The organism is Leisingera sp. SA215, assembly GCF_055902035.1.
Genome location: NZ_JBVVXU010000017.1, coordinates 1 through 17,304, shown reverse-complemented (window position 1 = coordinate 17,304; position 17,304 = coordinate 1). Strand labels below are relative to the sequence as shown.

At 66.2% G+C, this 17,304-nt stretch carries 7 protein-coding genes; all 7 read left to right on the top strand.

The window, feature by feature from the left end; genetic code table 11:
* The first annotated feature begins 161 nt into the window (after positions 1 to 161).
* Genes AC0KW6_RS16045 through AC0KW6_RS16015 form a run of 7 tightly spaced genes read left to right on the top strand, consistent with a single transcriptional unit; the run spans position 162 to position 17,141 of the window.
* A complete protein-coding gene (locus AC0KW6_RS16045) occupies positions 162 to 6,590 on the top strand; it encodes a type I polyketide synthase (RefSeq protein ID WP_474035389.1) in 6,429 nt (2,142 codons plus the stop codon).
* Positions 6,591 to 6,595: 5 nt separating this feature from the next.
* The gene (locus AC0KW6_RS16040) at positions 6,596 to 7,612 is read left to right on the top strand and encodes a glycosyltransferase family 2 protein (protein ID WP_323783674.1); all 1,017 of its coding nucleotides are present in this window, start codon (positions 6,596 to 6,598) and stop codon (positions 7,610 to 7,612) included.
* A complete protein-coding gene (locus AC0KW6_RS16035) occupies positions 7,609 to 12,174 on the top strand; it encodes a MupA/Atu3671 family FMN-dependent luciferase-like monooxygenase (protein WP_474035388.1) in 4,566 nt (1,521 codons plus the stop codon). The genes AC0KW6_RS16040 and AC0KW6_RS16035 overlap by 4 nt, the downstream gene beginning before the upstream one ends.
* The gene (locus AC0KW6_RS16030; RefSeq protein WP_474035387.1) at positions 12,171 to 12,860 is read left to right on the top strand and encodes a 4'-phosphopantetheinyl transferase family protein; all 690 of its coding nucleotides are present in this window, start codon (positions 12,171 to 12,173) and stop codon (positions 12,858 to 12,860) included. Before AC0KW6_RS16035 ends, AC0KW6_RS16030 begins: the two co-directional genes overlap by 4 nt.
* Positions 12,857 to 13,795, top strand: coding sequence for a hypothetical protein (locus AC0KW6_RS16025; protein ID WP_474035386.1), 939 nt, complete (start codon positions 12,857 to 12,859; stop codon positions 13,793 to 13,795). The genes AC0KW6_RS16030 and AC0KW6_RS16025 overlap by 4 nt, the downstream gene beginning before the upstream one ends.
* A complete protein-coding gene (locus tag AC0KW6_RS16020; protein WP_474035385.1) occupies positions 13,792 to 16,308 on the top strand; it encodes a hypothetical protein in 2,517 nt (838 codons plus the stop codon). Before AC0KW6_RS16025 ends, AC0KW6_RS16020 begins: the two co-directional genes overlap by 4 nt.
* On the top strand, positions 16,305 to 17,141 hold the full coding sequence (locus tag AC0KW6_RS16015; RefSeq protein ID WP_474035384.1) for a glycosyltransferase family 2 protein: 837 nt from the start codon (positions 16,305 to 16,307) through the stop codon (positions 17,139 to 17,141). The genes AC0KW6_RS16020 and AC0KW6_RS16015 overlap by 4 nt, the downstream gene beginning before the upstream one ends.
* Positions 17,142 to 17,304: the final 163 nt, after the last annotated feature.

The following is a 17,304-nucleotide window of genomic DNA, read 5'->3' as shown; positions in this document are numbered from 1 at the left end:
GGCACAGATGGGGATCTGTTGCTGCCGGACCCGGGCAACCAGCCGGGGAATACTCCGGCAGCATAAATCAACCCGCCCGGCGGGCGCCTGCCAGTTCTGCAAAGCAGTCTGGCATCGTTGTGCCGGGCTGCTTTAGGGGACCAGTGGGTCAGGTATTGGCGATGCAGGATGAAAAACCCGCGGCGGGGGGCGCAGCCGGAGATATAGCAATTGTCGGGTTGTCCGTGACAGTCCCCGGTGCAAATTCAGCCGAGTTGTTCTGGCAGAACTTGCGCAGCGGCATTGAATCGATTGCGATTCTGGACCGGGACACCCTGCTGGCAAACGGCGAGCGGCCCTCGGTTCTGGCCGACCCGGACTATGTGCCTGCCGCCGCCGGACTGCAGGGGTTTGATGAATTCGACGCGGAATTCTTTGGCTTCAGCCCCAAGGAAGCCGCCATCCTCGACCCGCAGCACCGCAAGTTCCTTGAGGTCGCCTGGGGCGCGATGGAAAACGCGGGCCATCCGCCCGAAAGCCTGCAAGGCCCGATTGGCGTCTATGCGGGCTGCGGCATGGGCAGCTATTTCTATTTCAACATCTGCTCGAACCCCGGCCTGGTCGATGACGTGGGCATGTTCCTGCTGCGCCACACCGGCAACGACAAGGACTTCCTGTCGACCCGTGTCAGCCATGTCTTCGACCTGAAGGGGCCGTCCGTGAACGTGCAGACCGCCTGCTCCACCTCTCTGGTGGCGGTGCATTACGCCTGCAAGGCCCTGCGCGAGGGCGAGTGCGATATGGCGCTGGCGGGCGGTGTCACCATCGAGCTGCCGCAGGGCCGCGGCTATCTTTACAAGGAAAACGAGATCCTCTCCCCCGACGGCCATTGCCACGCCTTTGACCACCGGGCGCAAGGCACTGTCTTCGGCTCCGGCGCCGGCGCGGTGGCGCTACGGCGGCTGGAGGATGCGATTGCCGACCGCGACCACATCTGGGCGGTGATCAAGGGCTCCGCGATCAACAACGACGGTGCGGACAAGGCCGGCTATCTGGCGCCCTCGGTGGGCGGCCAGTCGGCAGCGGTGCAAAAGGCGCTGGAGGCTGCAGGCACCCCGGCGGAGACAATCGATTATGTCGAATGCCACGGCACCGGCACCTATCTGGGCGACCCGATCGAGGTCACCGCGCTGACCGATGCCTACCGCGCCACGACCGGGGATACCGGCTATTGCCGCATCGGCTCGGTCAAGACCAACATCGGCCATCTGGACACCGCGGCGGGCGTCGCCAGCCTGACCAAGACCGCGCTGGCGCTGCATCACAAGGAAATCCCGCCCTCGCTGGGCTATGAGGCACCGAACCCGGCAATTGACTTCGACGGCTCGCCATTCCATGTGAATGCCGCCCTCACGCCCTGGACGCCGCACAAGGGGCCGCGCCGGGCCGGCGTCAACGCACTGGGTGTCGGCGGTACCAACGCCCATGTGATCCTGGAAGAGGCACCGGAGCGCGCGGCCACGGAAGAAAGCGATTTCCCATTCCAGATCCTCTGCATCTCCGGCCAGTCCAAATCCGCGCTGGAGGCCAATTCCCAGGCGCTGGCGGAATATCTGAAGGCAAACCCCGAGGCCGATCTGGCTGACGTGGCCTATACGCTGAAAGAAGGCCGCCGCGGCTTTGCCAAACGGCGGGTGCTGGTAGCGGAAACCCCTGCCGAAGCCGCTGAAATCCTGACAGAAAACGACCCGCGCAGGGTCTTTACCCACGACCGCCTCGGCGACGCGCCGGAGGTCGTCTTCATGTTCCCCGGCGGCGGCGCGCAATACGCAGGCATGGCGCGCGACCTTTACGAAACCGAGCCGGTCTTTGCCGACTGGATGGACCGCGGGCTGGAGCATCTGCAAAAGAGCCTCGACTACGACATCCGCGCCATCTGGCTGCCGGAAGCGGCCGAAGAAGATGCTGCCAATGCACGCCTTCAGCAGCCCTCGGCGCAGCTGCCGCTGATCATGATCGTGGAATACGCGCTGGCGCAGCTATGGATCAGCTGGGGCGTGAAACCCGCCGCCATGGTCGGCCATTCAATGGGCGAAAACACTGCTGCCTGCCTGGCCGGCGTCATGCGTTTCGAGGACTGCATCGACCTGGTTCTGCTGCGCGGGCAGCTGTTCGACACCGTGCCTGCGGGCGGCATGCTGTCGATCGCGCTGCCGCTGGCAGAGGTCGAGGCCCTGATCACTGACGATCTGGACATTGCCAGCGTCAACGCCCCCGCGCTGACCGCCGTGTCCGGCCCGCAAGACGCGCTGGACCGGTTGGCAGCGGACCTCACCGCGCGCGAGGTGGAGCATCAGCGCATCAAGATCGACATTGCCGCCCATTCGCGGATGCTGGACGGCATCCTGCAGCAATATGGCGATTTCATCCGCACCCTGCATCTGTCCGCCCCGAAATTGCCGGTGATCTCCAACCGCACCGGCACAGCCCTGACTGCTGAACAGGCCACCAGCGCCGACTATTGGGTCGGCCAGCTGCGCAATACCGTGCGCTATGCCGACTGCATCGGTACCCTCGCCAAAACCCCGGGCCGGGTGTTCCTTGAGGTCGGCCCCGGCAAGGCGCTCAGCGCGCTGGCGCAGATGTCGCCTGCGGTGCAACCGGGCCAGGTGCTCAGCTCGCTGCGCCATCCGGATCAGCAGGTGATGGACGACAGCTACTTCTTCGGCGTCATCGGCCGGCTTTGGGCCTGCGGGGTGGAGGCCGACTGGCAGCAGATCTGGGGCGGGGCACGGCGCAACCGCCTGCCCCTGCCCGGCTATGCCTTTCAGCGCAGCCGCTATTTCATCGAACCCGGCAAACCCGCAATCGAGGAAGACACGCCCCCGGCCCGGCATGAAAACCTGGCTGATTGGGGCTACCGCCCCGCCTGGCGGCCCAGATTCGCCGATTGCGCCCTGGACGTGGCGCAAGACTTGCACCTGGAACAGCACAATTGGCTGATATTCGAAGATGAAACAGGCCACGCCGCCCGCGCCGCGCAGCAGTTGCAAGCCGCCGGTCACAGCGTTGCCCGCGTCCGCGCCGGCGACACCTATGCGCAGCTGTCCCCGACCTCATATGTCCTGCCGCCCGAGCAGGGCCGCGCTGCCTATGGCGCATTGCTGGCAGACTTGGCAGGCGCCGGGCTGCTGCCGGACCGCATCGCCCATTTCTGGCTGGTGACCGAGGCCGAGAGCTTCCGCCCCGGCTCTTCCTTCTTTGACCGCAACCTCGAAATGGGTTTCCATTCCCTCACCGCATTGGCGCAGGAACTGGGCAACGCCGATCTGCCCCGCCCCGTGCATTTCAGCGTTTTCACCACCGGAGCAGCGCAAGTACGCACCGAGACACTGCCCTGCCCCGAAAAAGCGATGATAGCAGGCCCCGCCGGCGTGATCCCGCGGGAGCTTCCGGGGCTGACCTGCGCCACCATCGACATAGAACTGCCAGTAAAACCGCAAGCGCGGTTTGCGTTCCGGAAACCGACTGCAGAGGCGGACATCACCCCGCGTCTGCTGGAAGAGCTGATGGCGGACCCCGCGAACACCGCCGCCGCCTGGCGCGGCGAAAAGCGGTATGAACTGGCCTGGCGCCCGCAGCCGCTGCCTGAACCGCAAACACCGCCGTTCACCGAAGGCGGCCACTATCTGATCACCGGCGGCTATGGCGGTATCGGATTGACCATCGCAGAGTATCTGATGCGGGACTACGGCGCCAGGATCTCGCTGATCTCCCGCGAAGGTCTGCCGCCGCGCGACACCTGGGAGCGCTGCCTGCGCGGCCACAGCCCGGCCAACCGCACCGCCCGGCGCATCCGCGCGGTGCTGGCGCTGGAAACCTCCGGCAGGGGCAGGGTGCTGGCGCTGGCCGCCGACGTCTGCAACAGCAGCGAGCTGCGCAGCGCCCGTGAACGGGCCGAAGCCGCCTTTGGGCCTGTAACCGGCGTGATTCACGGTGCCGGCGTCATCGATGACGGCCCGCTGCTGGCCAAGACCGAGGATCAGATCGCCCGGGTGCTTGCGCCCAAGGTCAGCGGCCTGCGGGCGCTGGATACTGTGTTCCCGGATGGCAGTCTGGAGCTGATGGTGCTGTTTTCCTCCTCCTCCGCCGCGACCCGGCCGGCAGGGCAGGTGGATTACATTGCAGCAAATGAATTCCTCAACGCCTGGGCCAAGCACCGCGCCGGCGGCCGCACCCGCGTGATGGCAGTTGATTGGGGGGTGTGGTCCGATACCGGCATGGCCGCCGACGCCATGGCCAGCCGCAACGGCGCCACGGCAGCCGGCCCTAGGGAACCCTGCCTGCAGCCGCTGTTGCAGGAACGCGGGTCCGACACTGCCGGCAACCGCATTTTCACACCGCGTTTTGCCGCCGCTGACTGGCTGCTGGACGAACACCGGACCGCTGATGGCACCGCCCTGATGCCCGGCACCGGCTACATCGAAATGGCAGCCGAGGCGCTGGCGGAAACCGGCATCGATACGCCGTTCGAAATCCGCGACCTTTATTTCACGCGCCCTCTGGTTGCATCCGGACAGCAGCCGCAGAATATCCTGGCAAAGATTGAAGCTAATGAAAATGGTTATGAACTGTTTGTTTACTCGGGGTGTACAAAAGGTTACTTTCTGAATTGTCAGGCTATGCTGGCCTCAGCGGCGGTGGCAGAACGCCCCGTCGCACTCAACCTCCAGACTATTTTCACCCGATGCCCGGAGGAGCAGGCGCCGATCGACGGGCGCTTGCGCTCCGCGCAGGAGGCGCATCTGCGGTTCGGCCCGCGCTGGCATGTGCTGGACCGCGCGGCCTTGGGCAACGGCGAAGGGCTCGCCTCTCTCTCACTCCCGGACATCGCAGCGCAGGATGGCTGCCTGCTGCATCCCGGCCTGCTGGATCTGGCCACCGGCTGGGCCATGGGGCTGATTCCCGGCTATGACGCCAGCGCGCTTTGGGTTCCGGTCTCCTACCGGCTGATCCGGGTGTTCGCGCCGCTTACCTCCAGCATCTGCAGCCATGTGCGGCTGGCGGATGCGCCGGATGCAAGCTCTGCCGCTTTTGATATTACGCTGACCGATCCGGATGGCGCCGTTCTGGTCCGGATCGAAGGGTTCCGGATGCAGCGCCTGACCGCCGGGTTCGACGCCGCAGCCAACAGGGAACAGGCGGACGCCACCGCCGCTGACCTGGGCCTGGAACCCGCCGCCGGCACCCAGCCCCTGTCAGCCGAGGAACGGCGCCTGCAGCTGAACATCTCCAACGGCATCAAAGCCGCAGAAGGCGGCAACGCCCTGGCCCGCGCCCTGGCCACCGGTCTGCCGCAGGTGGTGGTATCCTCGCTGGCCCTGCCCGCGCTGATCGCACAGGCAGGGCAGACAACCGCCGCCGCTGAGGACGCGCAGACCTTTGAACGCCCGCAGCTCGACACCGATTATGCCGCCCCCAGCAACCCGGTAGAGGAAGAATTGGCCGGCCTCTTTGCCGGCCTCCTCGGGGTGTCGCAGGTCGGGATCGACGACAGTTTCTTTGACCTGGGCGGCCATTCCCTGATTGCGGTGCGGCTGTTCGCCCAGATCAAACGCGGCTTTGGCGTGGAATTTCCCCTGTCGGTGCTGTTCGAGGCCCCCAGCGTCGCCGCGCTGGCAGAGCGAATCATCGGGCTTACCGGCGGCGGAGTGGCTGTGGAACCGGGAACACCCGCCGCCGCCGAAGACAAACCGCAGTTCACCCATCTGGTTCAGCTGCATCCGGGCGACGGCACCGGACGGCGGCCGTTCTTTCTGGCCGCGGGCATGTTCGGCAACGTGCTGAACCTGCGCCATTTGGCCCTGCTGGTGGGCAAGGACCGCCCGGTCTATGGCCTGCAAGCCAAGGGGCTGGTCGGGAACGGCGCCCCGCATAACCGGATCGAGGATGCGGCCCAAAGCTGCCTGGATGAAATCCGCCGGATCCAGCCCGACGGCCCCTATCTGCTGGGCGGCTTTTCCGGCGGCGGCATCACCGCCTATGAGATGGCGCAGCAGCTGAAGGATCAGCGCCAGGACACTGCCGCGCTGATCCTGCTGGACACGCCCTTGCCGGTGCGCCCGCCGCTCAGCCGCCGCGACAAGGCGCTGATCAAACTGGCCGAGCTACGCAGCAAGGGGGCTGGCTACTTTGGTGAATGGGCCAAAACCCGCATCGCCTGGGAATTTGAGAAACGCCGCGCCGCCCCGATTGAGCCCGGCGCCCGGCCCGACTTCAACAACCGCAAGATTGAGCTGGCCTTCCGCACCGCCGTCAAAACCTATGCGCTCCGGCCCTGGAGCGGTCCGCTGACGCTGTTCCGCCCGCCGCTCGACCGCAAATGGCAGGTCAGCGGCGGCAACTGGGTCAGCGCAGCCCGCGAATATGTGTTTGACGACAACGACTGGACCCGCTGGGCCGCGCAGGCAGAGGTGGCCGAAGTGCCGGGCGATCATGACAGCATGGTGCTGGTGCCGAATGTCAGTGTGCTGGCCGCAGGCATCAAGGCCCGGCTCGATGCCGCGGATGCAGCGGCAGCCCGGCCCCGTTTCGCCGCAGCCGCGGAGTGACATTCATGGACCAGCAACGCATCCTCACCATTCTCCTCAACTACCGCACGCCGGAAATGACCCTGCAGGCAGCCGCGGCCGCATTGCGCGAAATGGAGGATCTGCCTGGCGAGCTGCTGATCATCGACAACGGTTCCGGCGATGGCTCCTATGAGCAGATCCGCGCACAGGCAGAGGCGCGCGGCTGGCTTGCCAGCGGCGGGCTCCGGGTGATCGCCGCGCCGGTGAACGGCGGCTTTGGCGCAGGCATGAATACCGGCATCAAGGCCGGCCTGTCGGACGGCAGCGCGCCGGAATTCTATTACCTGCTGAATTCCGACGCTTTTGTGCAGGGCAGCACGATCCGCACCCTGCGCGATTTCCTGCTGCAACATCCCGGCGCAGGTCTGGCCGGCTCTTACGTGCGCGGCACGGACGGCACGCCGCACCGCACCGCCTTCCGCTTCCCCTCCATCGCGGGCGAGTTCGAAGCCAGCGTGCGCACCGGAATGTTCACCCGGCTTCTTAAACCCTGGGTGGTCGCCATGGACCTGCCGCAGGAGGAGCTGCAGGTCGACTGGACCGCCGGCGCCAGCCTGATGATCCGGCGTGAAGCAGCCGAGGCCGTTGGCGGCTTTGACGAGACCTTTTTTCTGTATTTCGAGGAAACCGACCTCTGCCGCCGCGCCGCCCGTGCGGGCTGGCGCACCCACTATGTCCCGGCCAGCGAGATCGCCCATGTGGGGTCCGCCTCCACCGGCATGAAAGCCTGGCAGCGCACCCCGCAATACTGGTTCGACTCGCGCCGTCATTACTTCGTCAAGCACCACGGGCACGCCTATGCCGCCGCCGCCACGCTGGCACGGGCCGCGGGCAGCCTGATCTATGGCCTGCGCCGCCTGATCCAGAACAAGCCGCAGGCGGATCCGCCGCATTTCCTGCGCGATCTGATCCTGTACAGCCTGCGGGCAATGGCTGCGCCGCGCCCGGAACCATCGCAGGAAACACGCCCGGCTTCTCCGCCTGCAAAGGAGCAGAAATGACCCCATTTACCTGTGCCCTGATCGGCAATGAAACCCTGCTGATCGGCTGTGCCGATGCCTTGCTGGCGCGCGGCCACCGGATCCGCGCTGTGGTCTCCAAGGATCCCGGTATCCGCAGCTGGGCCGGCGGTAGGGGTCTGACCCTTCTGGACAGCCAGCAGCAGCTGCAAGGCGGGTTCGACTGGCTGCTGTCAATTGCCAACCTGACGGTGATTCCGCAGAACATTCTGGCGCTGGCCGCCAAAGGCGCGGTGAATTTCCACGACGGCCCGCTGCCCGCCTACGCGGGCCTCAACACCCCGAACTGGGCGCTGATCAACGGCGAAGCACAGCATGGCATCAGCTGGCACCTGATCGAGGGCGGCGTGGACGAGGGCGATATCCTGGCCCAGCGGATGTTCGGTCTGACGGAGCAAGAAACCGCCTTCAGCCTGAACTCCAAATGCTACGCCGCCGCGATGGACAGCTTTGGCGAGGTGATCGCGCAACTGGAAACCGGCGATCTGAACCGGCAGCCGCAAGACCTGAGCCAGCGCCGTGTGTTCGCCAAATCCGACCTTCCCGCCGCCGGCGGGCTGCTGGATTTCAGCCGCCCCGCCGCCGAACTGGCGCGGCTGGTCCGCGCGCTGGACACCGGCGGTTACTGGAATCCGCTGTGCGCTGCAAAACTGCGGATTGGCGGCCGCGTGGTTCTGACCGGTGCCGCGGAAACGGCAGCGGGCTCCGGCGCCCCCGGCACGGTGCTAGACGTTCATAAAGACAGCGTGAAAATCGCCACTGCGGACGGTGCGCTGTTGCTGTCGCGGCTGACCACCCCTGCGGGCAGACCGCTGGAGCCGGCCGGGCTGATCCACGCCGGCGGCATGCTGCCTGCGCTGACCGCGGAGGACGCCGAAACCCTCACCGCAAAGATGGCCGTCACGCAGGCCGGCGAGCAGCACTGGCGCCAGGCGCTGGCTGCGATGCAGCCGGTCCAGGTGCCGCTGGCCTCAGATACCGGCAATGCGGGGATGGCCCGCCGCGGGATTGCCCTGCCTGGCGGCCTTAACCGGGAGCAGGCCGCTGCCGGAGTGCTGGCCTGGGCGTTGCTCAGCAGCGGCGAAACCACCGCGGATGTGGCGCTGTCGATTGGCGGCATGAACACGGTTCCCGGGCTGATCTCTGATTGGGTGCCGCTGCAAGCGCGGCGGGAAGAAACTGCTTCAGACCTGCAGGCGAAAACCTGTCAGCTTATTGAAAAAATGCGGGAATACGGCGGATTTTCCGAGGATCTGGTTGCGCGCGCTCCGGAGATTTCTGGTTTTTCTCAACCCGCCATAGGCCTGTCGCTGGACAAAGACGCCGCCGTTTCCGGCTGCACCGCCACCGTCGCCTTCTGTGATGGCACATTGGCGCTGCATACGGACCAGGCCCGGCTGGAGAGCACCGCCGCAGACCTGCTTGCCGCGCGGCTGGAACTGGTGCTGGTCGCCCTCGCCGAGGATGCAAGCCAACCGGTGTCCGCCCTGCCTATGCTGCCGGATTCCGAACGCAAGATGCTGCTGGAGGACTGGAACCGGACCGCAACCGAGTACCCATCGGATCTGACCATCCACGCAGCCTTTGAAGCCCAGGCCGCCAACACGCCAGACGCCGTCGCACTGGTCTTTGAGGACCAGAGTTTCACCTACGGCGAAGTCAATGCCCGCGCCAATGCGGTGGCCCGGCGCCTGCGTGAAATGGACGTGAAACCGGGTACGCATGCAGGCATCCACATCCGCCGCGGGCCCGAACTGGTTTTTGCCGCCCTGGGTGTGATGAAGGCCGGCGCCGCCTATGTGCCTTTGGACCCGGCCTACCCCGCAGACAGGATCGCGCATTATATCAGCGACAGCCGGGCGCAGGTGATCATCACGCAGGCGGCGCTGGCTGGGAAACTGCCGGCCTCCGGCGCGCAGGTGCTGGAAATCGAGACCGTCCCCGCGGGGACAGCCGAAGATAACATCGATGGCGGGGCCACGGGCAGCGATCTGGCCTATCTGATTTACACCTCCGGCTCCACCGGCCTGCCGAAGGGGGTGATGGTCAGCCATGCCAATGCCGCGAATTTCTTTGCCGGCATGGATCAGCGCATCCCGCATCAGCCCGGCGACGCCTGGCTGGCGGTCACCAGTCTCAGCTTTGACATCTCGGTGCTGGAACTGTTCTGGACCCTGTCGCGCGGCGTCAAGCTGGTCTTGTCCAGCGATGAAAGCCGGCTGGAATTGTCCAGGGGCCCGGTTGCACAGTCAGACCGCAGAATGGATTTCAACCTGTTCTACTGGGGCAATGACGACGGGCCGGGGCCGCAGAAATACCGTCTGCTGCTGGAAGGCGCCAAGTTTGCCGATCACCACGGGTTCAATGCAGTCTGGACACCGGAGCGGCATTTCCATGCCTTTGGCGGCCCCTACCCGAACCCGTCGGTAACAGGTGCCGCTGTCGCCGCGGTGACTCAGAACATCGGCGTTCGCGGCGGCTCCTGCGTCGCGCCGCTGCACCACCCGGCGCGGATCGCCGAGGAATGGGCGGTGATCGACAACCTGACCGCAGGGCGCGCCGGGATCGGCTTTGCCTCGGGGTGGCAGCCGGATGATTTCATTCTGCGGCCGGAGAACACGCCGCCTGCAAACAAACCCGCCCTGTTTGAGGCCATTGAAACCGTGCGCAAACTGTGGCGCGGCGAGGCAGTTGCCTTTCCCCGCGGGGACGGCAGCGGCCACACCGTTGTCACCCAGCCCCGCCCGGTATCCAGGGAGCTGCCGGTCTGGGTCACCACTGCGGGCAACCCGGAGACCTGGCGCGAGGCGGGCGCGATCGGGGCAAATGTGCTGACCCATCTGCTGGGCCAGAGCATTGAGGAGGTTGCGGGCAAGATCCGCATTTATCACGCGGCCCTGCGCGGCGCCGGCCATGACCCTGCGGATTTCAAGGTCACGCTGATGCTGCACAGCTATCTGGCGCCGACCCGCGAGGAGGCCCGCCAGGTGGCGCGGGAGCCGATGAAGGGTTATCTGCGCTCGGCGGCAGGGCTGATCAAGCAATATGCCTGGGCCTTCCCGGCGTTCAAGAAACCCGAAGGGGTCGAGACCCCTTTCGAGATGGATCTGGGGTCTTTGCCGGAGGCGGAGCTGGAAGCGATCCTCGACTTTGCCTTTGAACGCTATTTCGAGGAGGCCGGCCTGTTCGGAACCATCGGGGACGCCTGCCGGCGTGTCGAGCAGCTGAAGCGGATCGGGGTGGATGAAATTGCCTGCCTGATCGATTACGGCATCGCGCCGGATGCGGTGCTGGAGGGGCTGAAACCGCTGGCCGAGGTGCTGCGTCTCACGAACGCGCCGCAGGAACTGGCCGCGGATGACTTCTCGCTGGGCGCGCAGATCCTGCGCCACCGGGTCAGCCATTTGCAATGCACACCCTCGATGGCGCGGATGATCGCGGCGGATGAAAACGCAAGCGCCTGCCTGGGGCAGCTGCAGCATCTGCTGCTGGGCGGCGAGGCATTGCCGGGCGATCTGGTGCAAAACTTACAGGCTGCGACAGGGGCTGAAATCCACAACATGTACGGCCCGACCGAAACCACGGTCTGGTCGACGGTGGAGAAAATCAGCGCTGTCCCCGCGGGGACAGCCGGGATTGGCACGCCGGTTGCGAATACGCAGGTTTACGTGCTGAACGAAAAACAATCGCCTGTCCCCGCGGGGACTCCCGGTGAATTATACATTGGCGGCGCGGGCGTCACGGCGGGGTACTGGCAGCAGCAGGCGCTGACTTCTGAACGGTTCGTAAACGCACCGTTCGCCGATGGCCCCCTGTACCGCACCGGCGATCTGGTGCGCTGGACTGCGGATGGGCGGCTGGGCTTTTTGGGCCGCAGCGACCATCAGGTGAAGATCCGCGGCCAGCGGATCGAACTGGGCGAAATCGAGGCTGCCATGGCGGCCTTCCCGGGTGTCACAGGAGCGGTGGCGGTGCCGCGCGGCGAAAGCGGAGCCGAGCAGCTGGCTGGCTATATCACGGTGTCCGCACCGGTTGCCGAGGATGCCCTGAAACGGGCACTGGCGGCAAAACTGGCTGAGGTGATGGTGCCAGCGCGTATCGTCACGCTGGAGGCTTTTCCGCTGACGCCGAACAGGAAAATCGACCGCAAGGCGTTGCCGGACCCGAAACCGGCACGGGCCGGAGCCGCGCCGGCGGTGCCGCTGGATGCAGGCGCGCAGGCCAAGATCGCAACCGTCTGGAGCCGCATCCTGGGCGTCAGCGGCATTGGCGCGCAGGACAACTTCTTTGCGCTTGGCGGCCATTCGCTGCTGGCGGTGCAGGCGCACCGGGAGCTGCGGGAGGAACTGAACACCGCGAAGCTGTCGATCACCGATATCTTCCGCTTCCCGACGCTGGCCGGGCTGGCCACCCACATCGAGGGGCTTGCAGGCCCCCCTGCAAATGCGGAACAACAGCCGCAGGACACCCAAAAGCCTGACCGCGCTGGCACCATGTCAAAGCGGCGGGCGATGCGTGCAAACCGCAGAGCAAGGACCGGATGACAGAGGCCGAAAACAAACTGGCAGAGCGGCTGAATCTGATGCGGCCGCTGTTTGCCGCGGATGTGGCCGTGGCGGGCGCGGACCCGCTGGCCGCCCTGCCGGTGCCCTTTGCCCAGGAGGCCGCGGGCCTGTCGCCCAACGCGGTTGCCAAGCGGCGCAATGAATTTGCCGCCGGGCGCAGCGCTGCGCATCAGGCGATGCAACAGCTGGGCCTGCCCCCTGTTCCGGTTCCGGTGGGCCGCGACCGGGCACCGGTCTGGCCCGCGGGGCTGGTGGGCTCGCTTACCCATACCAAAAGCTGCGCCATGGCGGTGCTGGCCAGAACGGGCGATGTTCAGGCGCTGGGGATCGACATCGAAGAGGACACCCCCCTGAAAGACGCGCTGCTGCCCGCGATCTGCTCGGAGCGCGAACAGGCCTGGCTGCGGCGGCAGGACAATCCGGGGCAGATGGCCAAGGTGATATTTTCCGCCAAGGAAGCGGCCTATAAATGCCAGTACACGCTGAGCCGGGCCTTTTACGGCTTTGACGGGATGGAGCTGGAGTTTGATCTGGCGGCAGGCGCTTATCAGGCTGTGTTCACCGCCGGCCGGCCGCCGTTTGCGCGTGGCGAGGCGGTTGGCGGGCGGTTTGCAATTGGCGCCGGTCTGATCATCACCACGGCGGAAATCCGGGGGCGCGGATGATCGCGCGGCGCGGGTTTCTGGCCCTGGCAGCGGCGGTTTCAGCGCTGGGGCTGGCAGCAGTTGCGGCGCGCAGCCGCAGCGTGCCGGTGCCCCCTCCCCTGACCCCGCCCAAAGGCCCGCTGCAGGTGTTTCACCTCGGCCATTCGCTGGTCGGGCCGGACATGCCGCATATGCTGGCGCAGCTGGCACCGGAGGGGCATGGCTATAACAGCCAGCTGGGCTCGGGCACGCCGCTCAGGGCGCATTGGGAGGCGGAGGAGGAAATCCTCGACTTTGAGACCGCCAATCAGGCGCCTGCTTACCGGGATGCAAAAGACGCAATCGGTTCGGGAAACTACGGCGCGGTTGTGCTGACCGAGATGGTCGAGCTGCGCGATGCCATCCGCTACTTTGATGCGGCAGAATACCTGGGCAAATGGGCCGGCCTTGCGCGGGCGGCCTCGCCGGACACACGCATTTACCTGTATGAGACCTGGCACAGGCTGAACGATCCCGAGGACTGGCTGGACCGGATCAGCACCGATCTGGAACACCTCTGGGTCAACAAGCTGCTGGGGCCCGACAGCCGCGGACAGCCGCAGCAGCCGGTCTATCTGATCCCCGGCGGACAGGTGCTGGCGGCGCTGGCGCGGGCAGCGGAGGGCGGCGGGATCCCGGGCCTGGCTTCACGTGAATCGCTGTTTGCCCGGACGTCCGAAGGCGGTCTCGATACCATACATGTCAATGATCTGGGGGCCTATGCGGTCGCGCTGACCCATTACGCGGTGCTGTATCAGCGTGCACCTGCAGGGCTGCCGCATGACCTGACCCGCGCCGATGGCAGCCCGGCAGAGGCATTCAGCCCTGAAGCCGCAGCTGCGGTGCAGCGGATCGTCTGGCAAGTGGTGCGCGCCCTGCCCCGCACCGGATTGCCTGCGGCTGGAGAGACCGGATGAATTTGGAGACGCTGATCACCTCGGTTGTGATGATCGGCCATTCGCTGTTCGGGCCGGACAATCCGCAGATGCTGGAACAGTTGCTGGATACCCGCGCAGAAGCCACCGTCGAAGCGCAGATCATCAATGGCGCGCCGCTGAGCTACAACTGGCAGCACAGCGGCACCGCCGAGGGCGTTGATTCACGTGAAAGGCTGCGCCAGCCGGCCGATGCGGTGATCATCACCGAGGCGATACCGCTGTCCAATCATCTGAAGTGGAGCGATACCGAAGGTGCCGCGACCCGGTTTTATGAGCTGGCGCGGGCGGCCAATCCGGATACCGCGTTCTACCTGCAGGAAACCTGGCACAGCCTGGACAGCGGCACCGGCGCCGAAGTGCCCTTTGACAAAGGCGCGGATGTGCCTTGGCGCGCGCGGATCAGACAGGACCTGCCGCGCTGGCAGGCGGTGGTCGAAGAAGTGAATACCGCCACCGGCGGCAGCGTGAAACTGCTGCCTGCGGGGCAGGCCATGGCCCGGTTGGAGGATGCGATCCTGGCCGGCACCCTGCCCGGCCTCAGCAGCATCCGCGATGTGTTTGCCGATGATATCCACCCCAATGCCACCGGTTTCTATTTTCTGGCGCTGCTGCAGTACGCGGTGCTGACCGGGCAGGATCCGGCGGGTCTGCCGCATCAGCTGAGCGACCGCTGGGGCAAGCCTTATCCCGCGCCGCCGCCTGAACTGGCGGCACGGCTGCAGCAGATCGCCTGGGCTGCGGCCCAGGGCACCGGCGTGCGCACCGCCGCGCTGCCGCCGGATCCTGCGACGCTGCCGCGGGAGCCTGCTCTGCCTGCGTTCAACACGGTGCAGGCCGCAGATCGAACCGCCCCGGAGGCCATCCCCGCCCGGCAGCCCGTCGCCATCAACCTGGCAGCCATCGCCGATTGGAGCAGCCAGGCGCCATTCCTGGATCACTTCAAGACCGCGCGTCCCTGGATCGGGCATCTGCCGAAACGCTGGGGCGGTGCGGATCACCAGGATCTTCTGGCTGCCGGCTATCTGGACCCGGAGGGCTGGCCCACCGCCATCCCGCCTGAGCTGAGCTCCATCGGCACCGTGATCCTGACCGATCTGCCAAAGGAAGCCGTCTCGCTTGCGGGCCGCTATGTGCTGCGGTTCGAGGGCCAGGGCATTGTCGAAGTTGCGGGCCGGGCCGAGAACGTGCGCTATGGCAAGGGCGAGGTGCGGTTTGACTATGCCCCCGGCCCCGGCCCGGTGGAAATCCGGATTCAGCGGACCGGGCGGCGTACTGGCAGCGGCGCGGACTATGTCCGCAACATCCGGGTGGTGAAGGAGGAGCATCTGGAAGCCTATGAGCAGGGCGACCTGTTCAACCCGTTGTGGCTGGACCGGCTGGACGGGTTTGCCGCGCTGCGGTTCATGGATTGGATGGCCACCAATGACTCCGGCCAAACCGGCTGGGAGGACCGGCCGCGGGTCCCGGAGTACACCTGGGCGCTGAAAGGCGTTCCGGCGGAAATCATGCTGGCGCTGGCCAACACGCTGGGGGCGGATCCCTGGTTCACCATGCCGCATATGGCGGATGATACCTATGTCCGCCAGTTCGCACGGCTGACGGAGCGCAGGCTGGATGAAGACCTGCGCGCCTATGCAGAATACTCCAACGAGGTCTGGAACTGGCAATTCCAGCAAGCCGCCTGGGCCGAAGCGCAGGCGCAGGCGCGCTGGGGCGGCGATGGCTTGTGGATGCAGTTCTATGGCGGCCGGGCCGCCGAGGTTGCGCAGATCTGGACCCGGGTTTTTGGCGAAGGCAGCGAGCGGCTGGTGCGGGTGATTTCCTCGCAGACCGGCTGGCTGGGATTGGAAGAACAGGTTCTGTCAGCGCCGCTGTGGCAGGCGGAACAGCCGGGGCGCAAGCCCCCTGCCGCCTATTTCGATGCCTATGCGGTGACAGGCTATTTCGGTGGTATCCTTGGCGTCACGGAACGCGCAGGCCATGTCCGCGCCTGGATCGCCGGCAGTCGCGAGCAGGCCCGGACCGTGGCGGCGCAACGCGGGTTGACCGGCACCGCCGCAGAGCAGTTTGCGGCAAGGCATCAGTATGACGCAGCCTCGGCCCAGGCCGGAGCGGAGCTGCGCGACGGGCTGATCTCGGGCGACGGCGCCGACACGTTGACCGATCTGCTGGGGCGGGTGTTGCCCTACCATGCCGGGATTGCCCGGCAACACGGTCTGGAGCTGATCATGTATGAGGGCGGCAGCCATGTGGTCGGCATCGGTCCGATGGTGGAGGATGAGACACTTACCGGGTTCTTCACCCATTTCAACTATACGCCCGAGATGGGCAGGCTGTACCAGGAACTGCTGGCGGGCTGGAGCGCCCTGGGCGGCAGTCTGTTCACCGCCTATGCCGACGTTGGCGTGCCGGGGAAATGGGGCAGCTGGGGGGCGTTGCGGGTTCTGAGCGACGAGAACCCGCGCTGGGACGCGCTGGAGGCGGTCAGATGACGCCGCAGGTCTCGGTGCTGATCCCGGCCCATGATGAGGCGGCGTATATCGCAGGGTGCCTGCAGGCGGTCTTTGCCTCGGATCCGCTGCCGCAGGGCATGACCGCTGAGGTTCTGGTGCTGGCAAACGGCTGCCGCGATGAGACGGCCGCATTGGCCCGCGCGCAGAGACCGTCTGCGGGCTGGGATCTGCGGGTGCTGGAACTGCCGGAAGGCGGCAAGATTGGTGCGCTGAATGCCGGCGATGCGGCGGCCCGCGGCGATCTTCTGATCTATCTGGATGCGGATGTTGGCGTCAGCCCGGCGCTGATCCCGCGGATTGCCGCGGTGCTGGCGCAGGACGTGCCGCTTTATGCCAGCGGCCGCCCGCAGGTGGCGCTGGCGCGCAGTGCGGTGACCCGTGCCTATGCACGGCTCTGGAGCCGGCTGCCGTTTGTCACCGGCGGCGTGCCCGGGTTCGGCGTGTTCGCCATGAACCGGGCCGGACGGCAGCGCTGGGGGGACTGGCCGGATATCATCGCCGATGACATTTTCGCCCGGCTGAATTTCGCCCCGTCCGAGCGGGTGAAAGTGCCGGCTGTCTACAGCTGGCCGATGGTGGAGGGCTTCCGCAACCTAGTGCGGGTGCGGCGGCGGCAAAATGCCGGCGTGGCGGAGGTGGCCGGCAAATTCCCTGTCCTGCAGCAGAATGAAGACAAATCACCTCCGGACGGCGGCTTTGTGCTGAAGCTGCTGCTGTCGGATCCAGCCGGGTTCCTAGTCTATGCGATGGTCGCCCTGGCCACAAAAACGCCGCTGTTTGCGTCAGCCAGCCGCTGGACCCGCGGCCGCTGAGCCCCGGCTTTTGCCGCTGGCCTGTCGCGGCGGTTCTCCCGCGCCCGCAGGAACCTCTGGCTGCGCCAGCGCGCCCTTGGCGGCCTTGGGGGTGGGGGGGGGGGGGGGGGGGGGGGGAAGGAAAAAAAAAAAAAGGAAGGCACCCAACCAAGCGAGGGAGGGG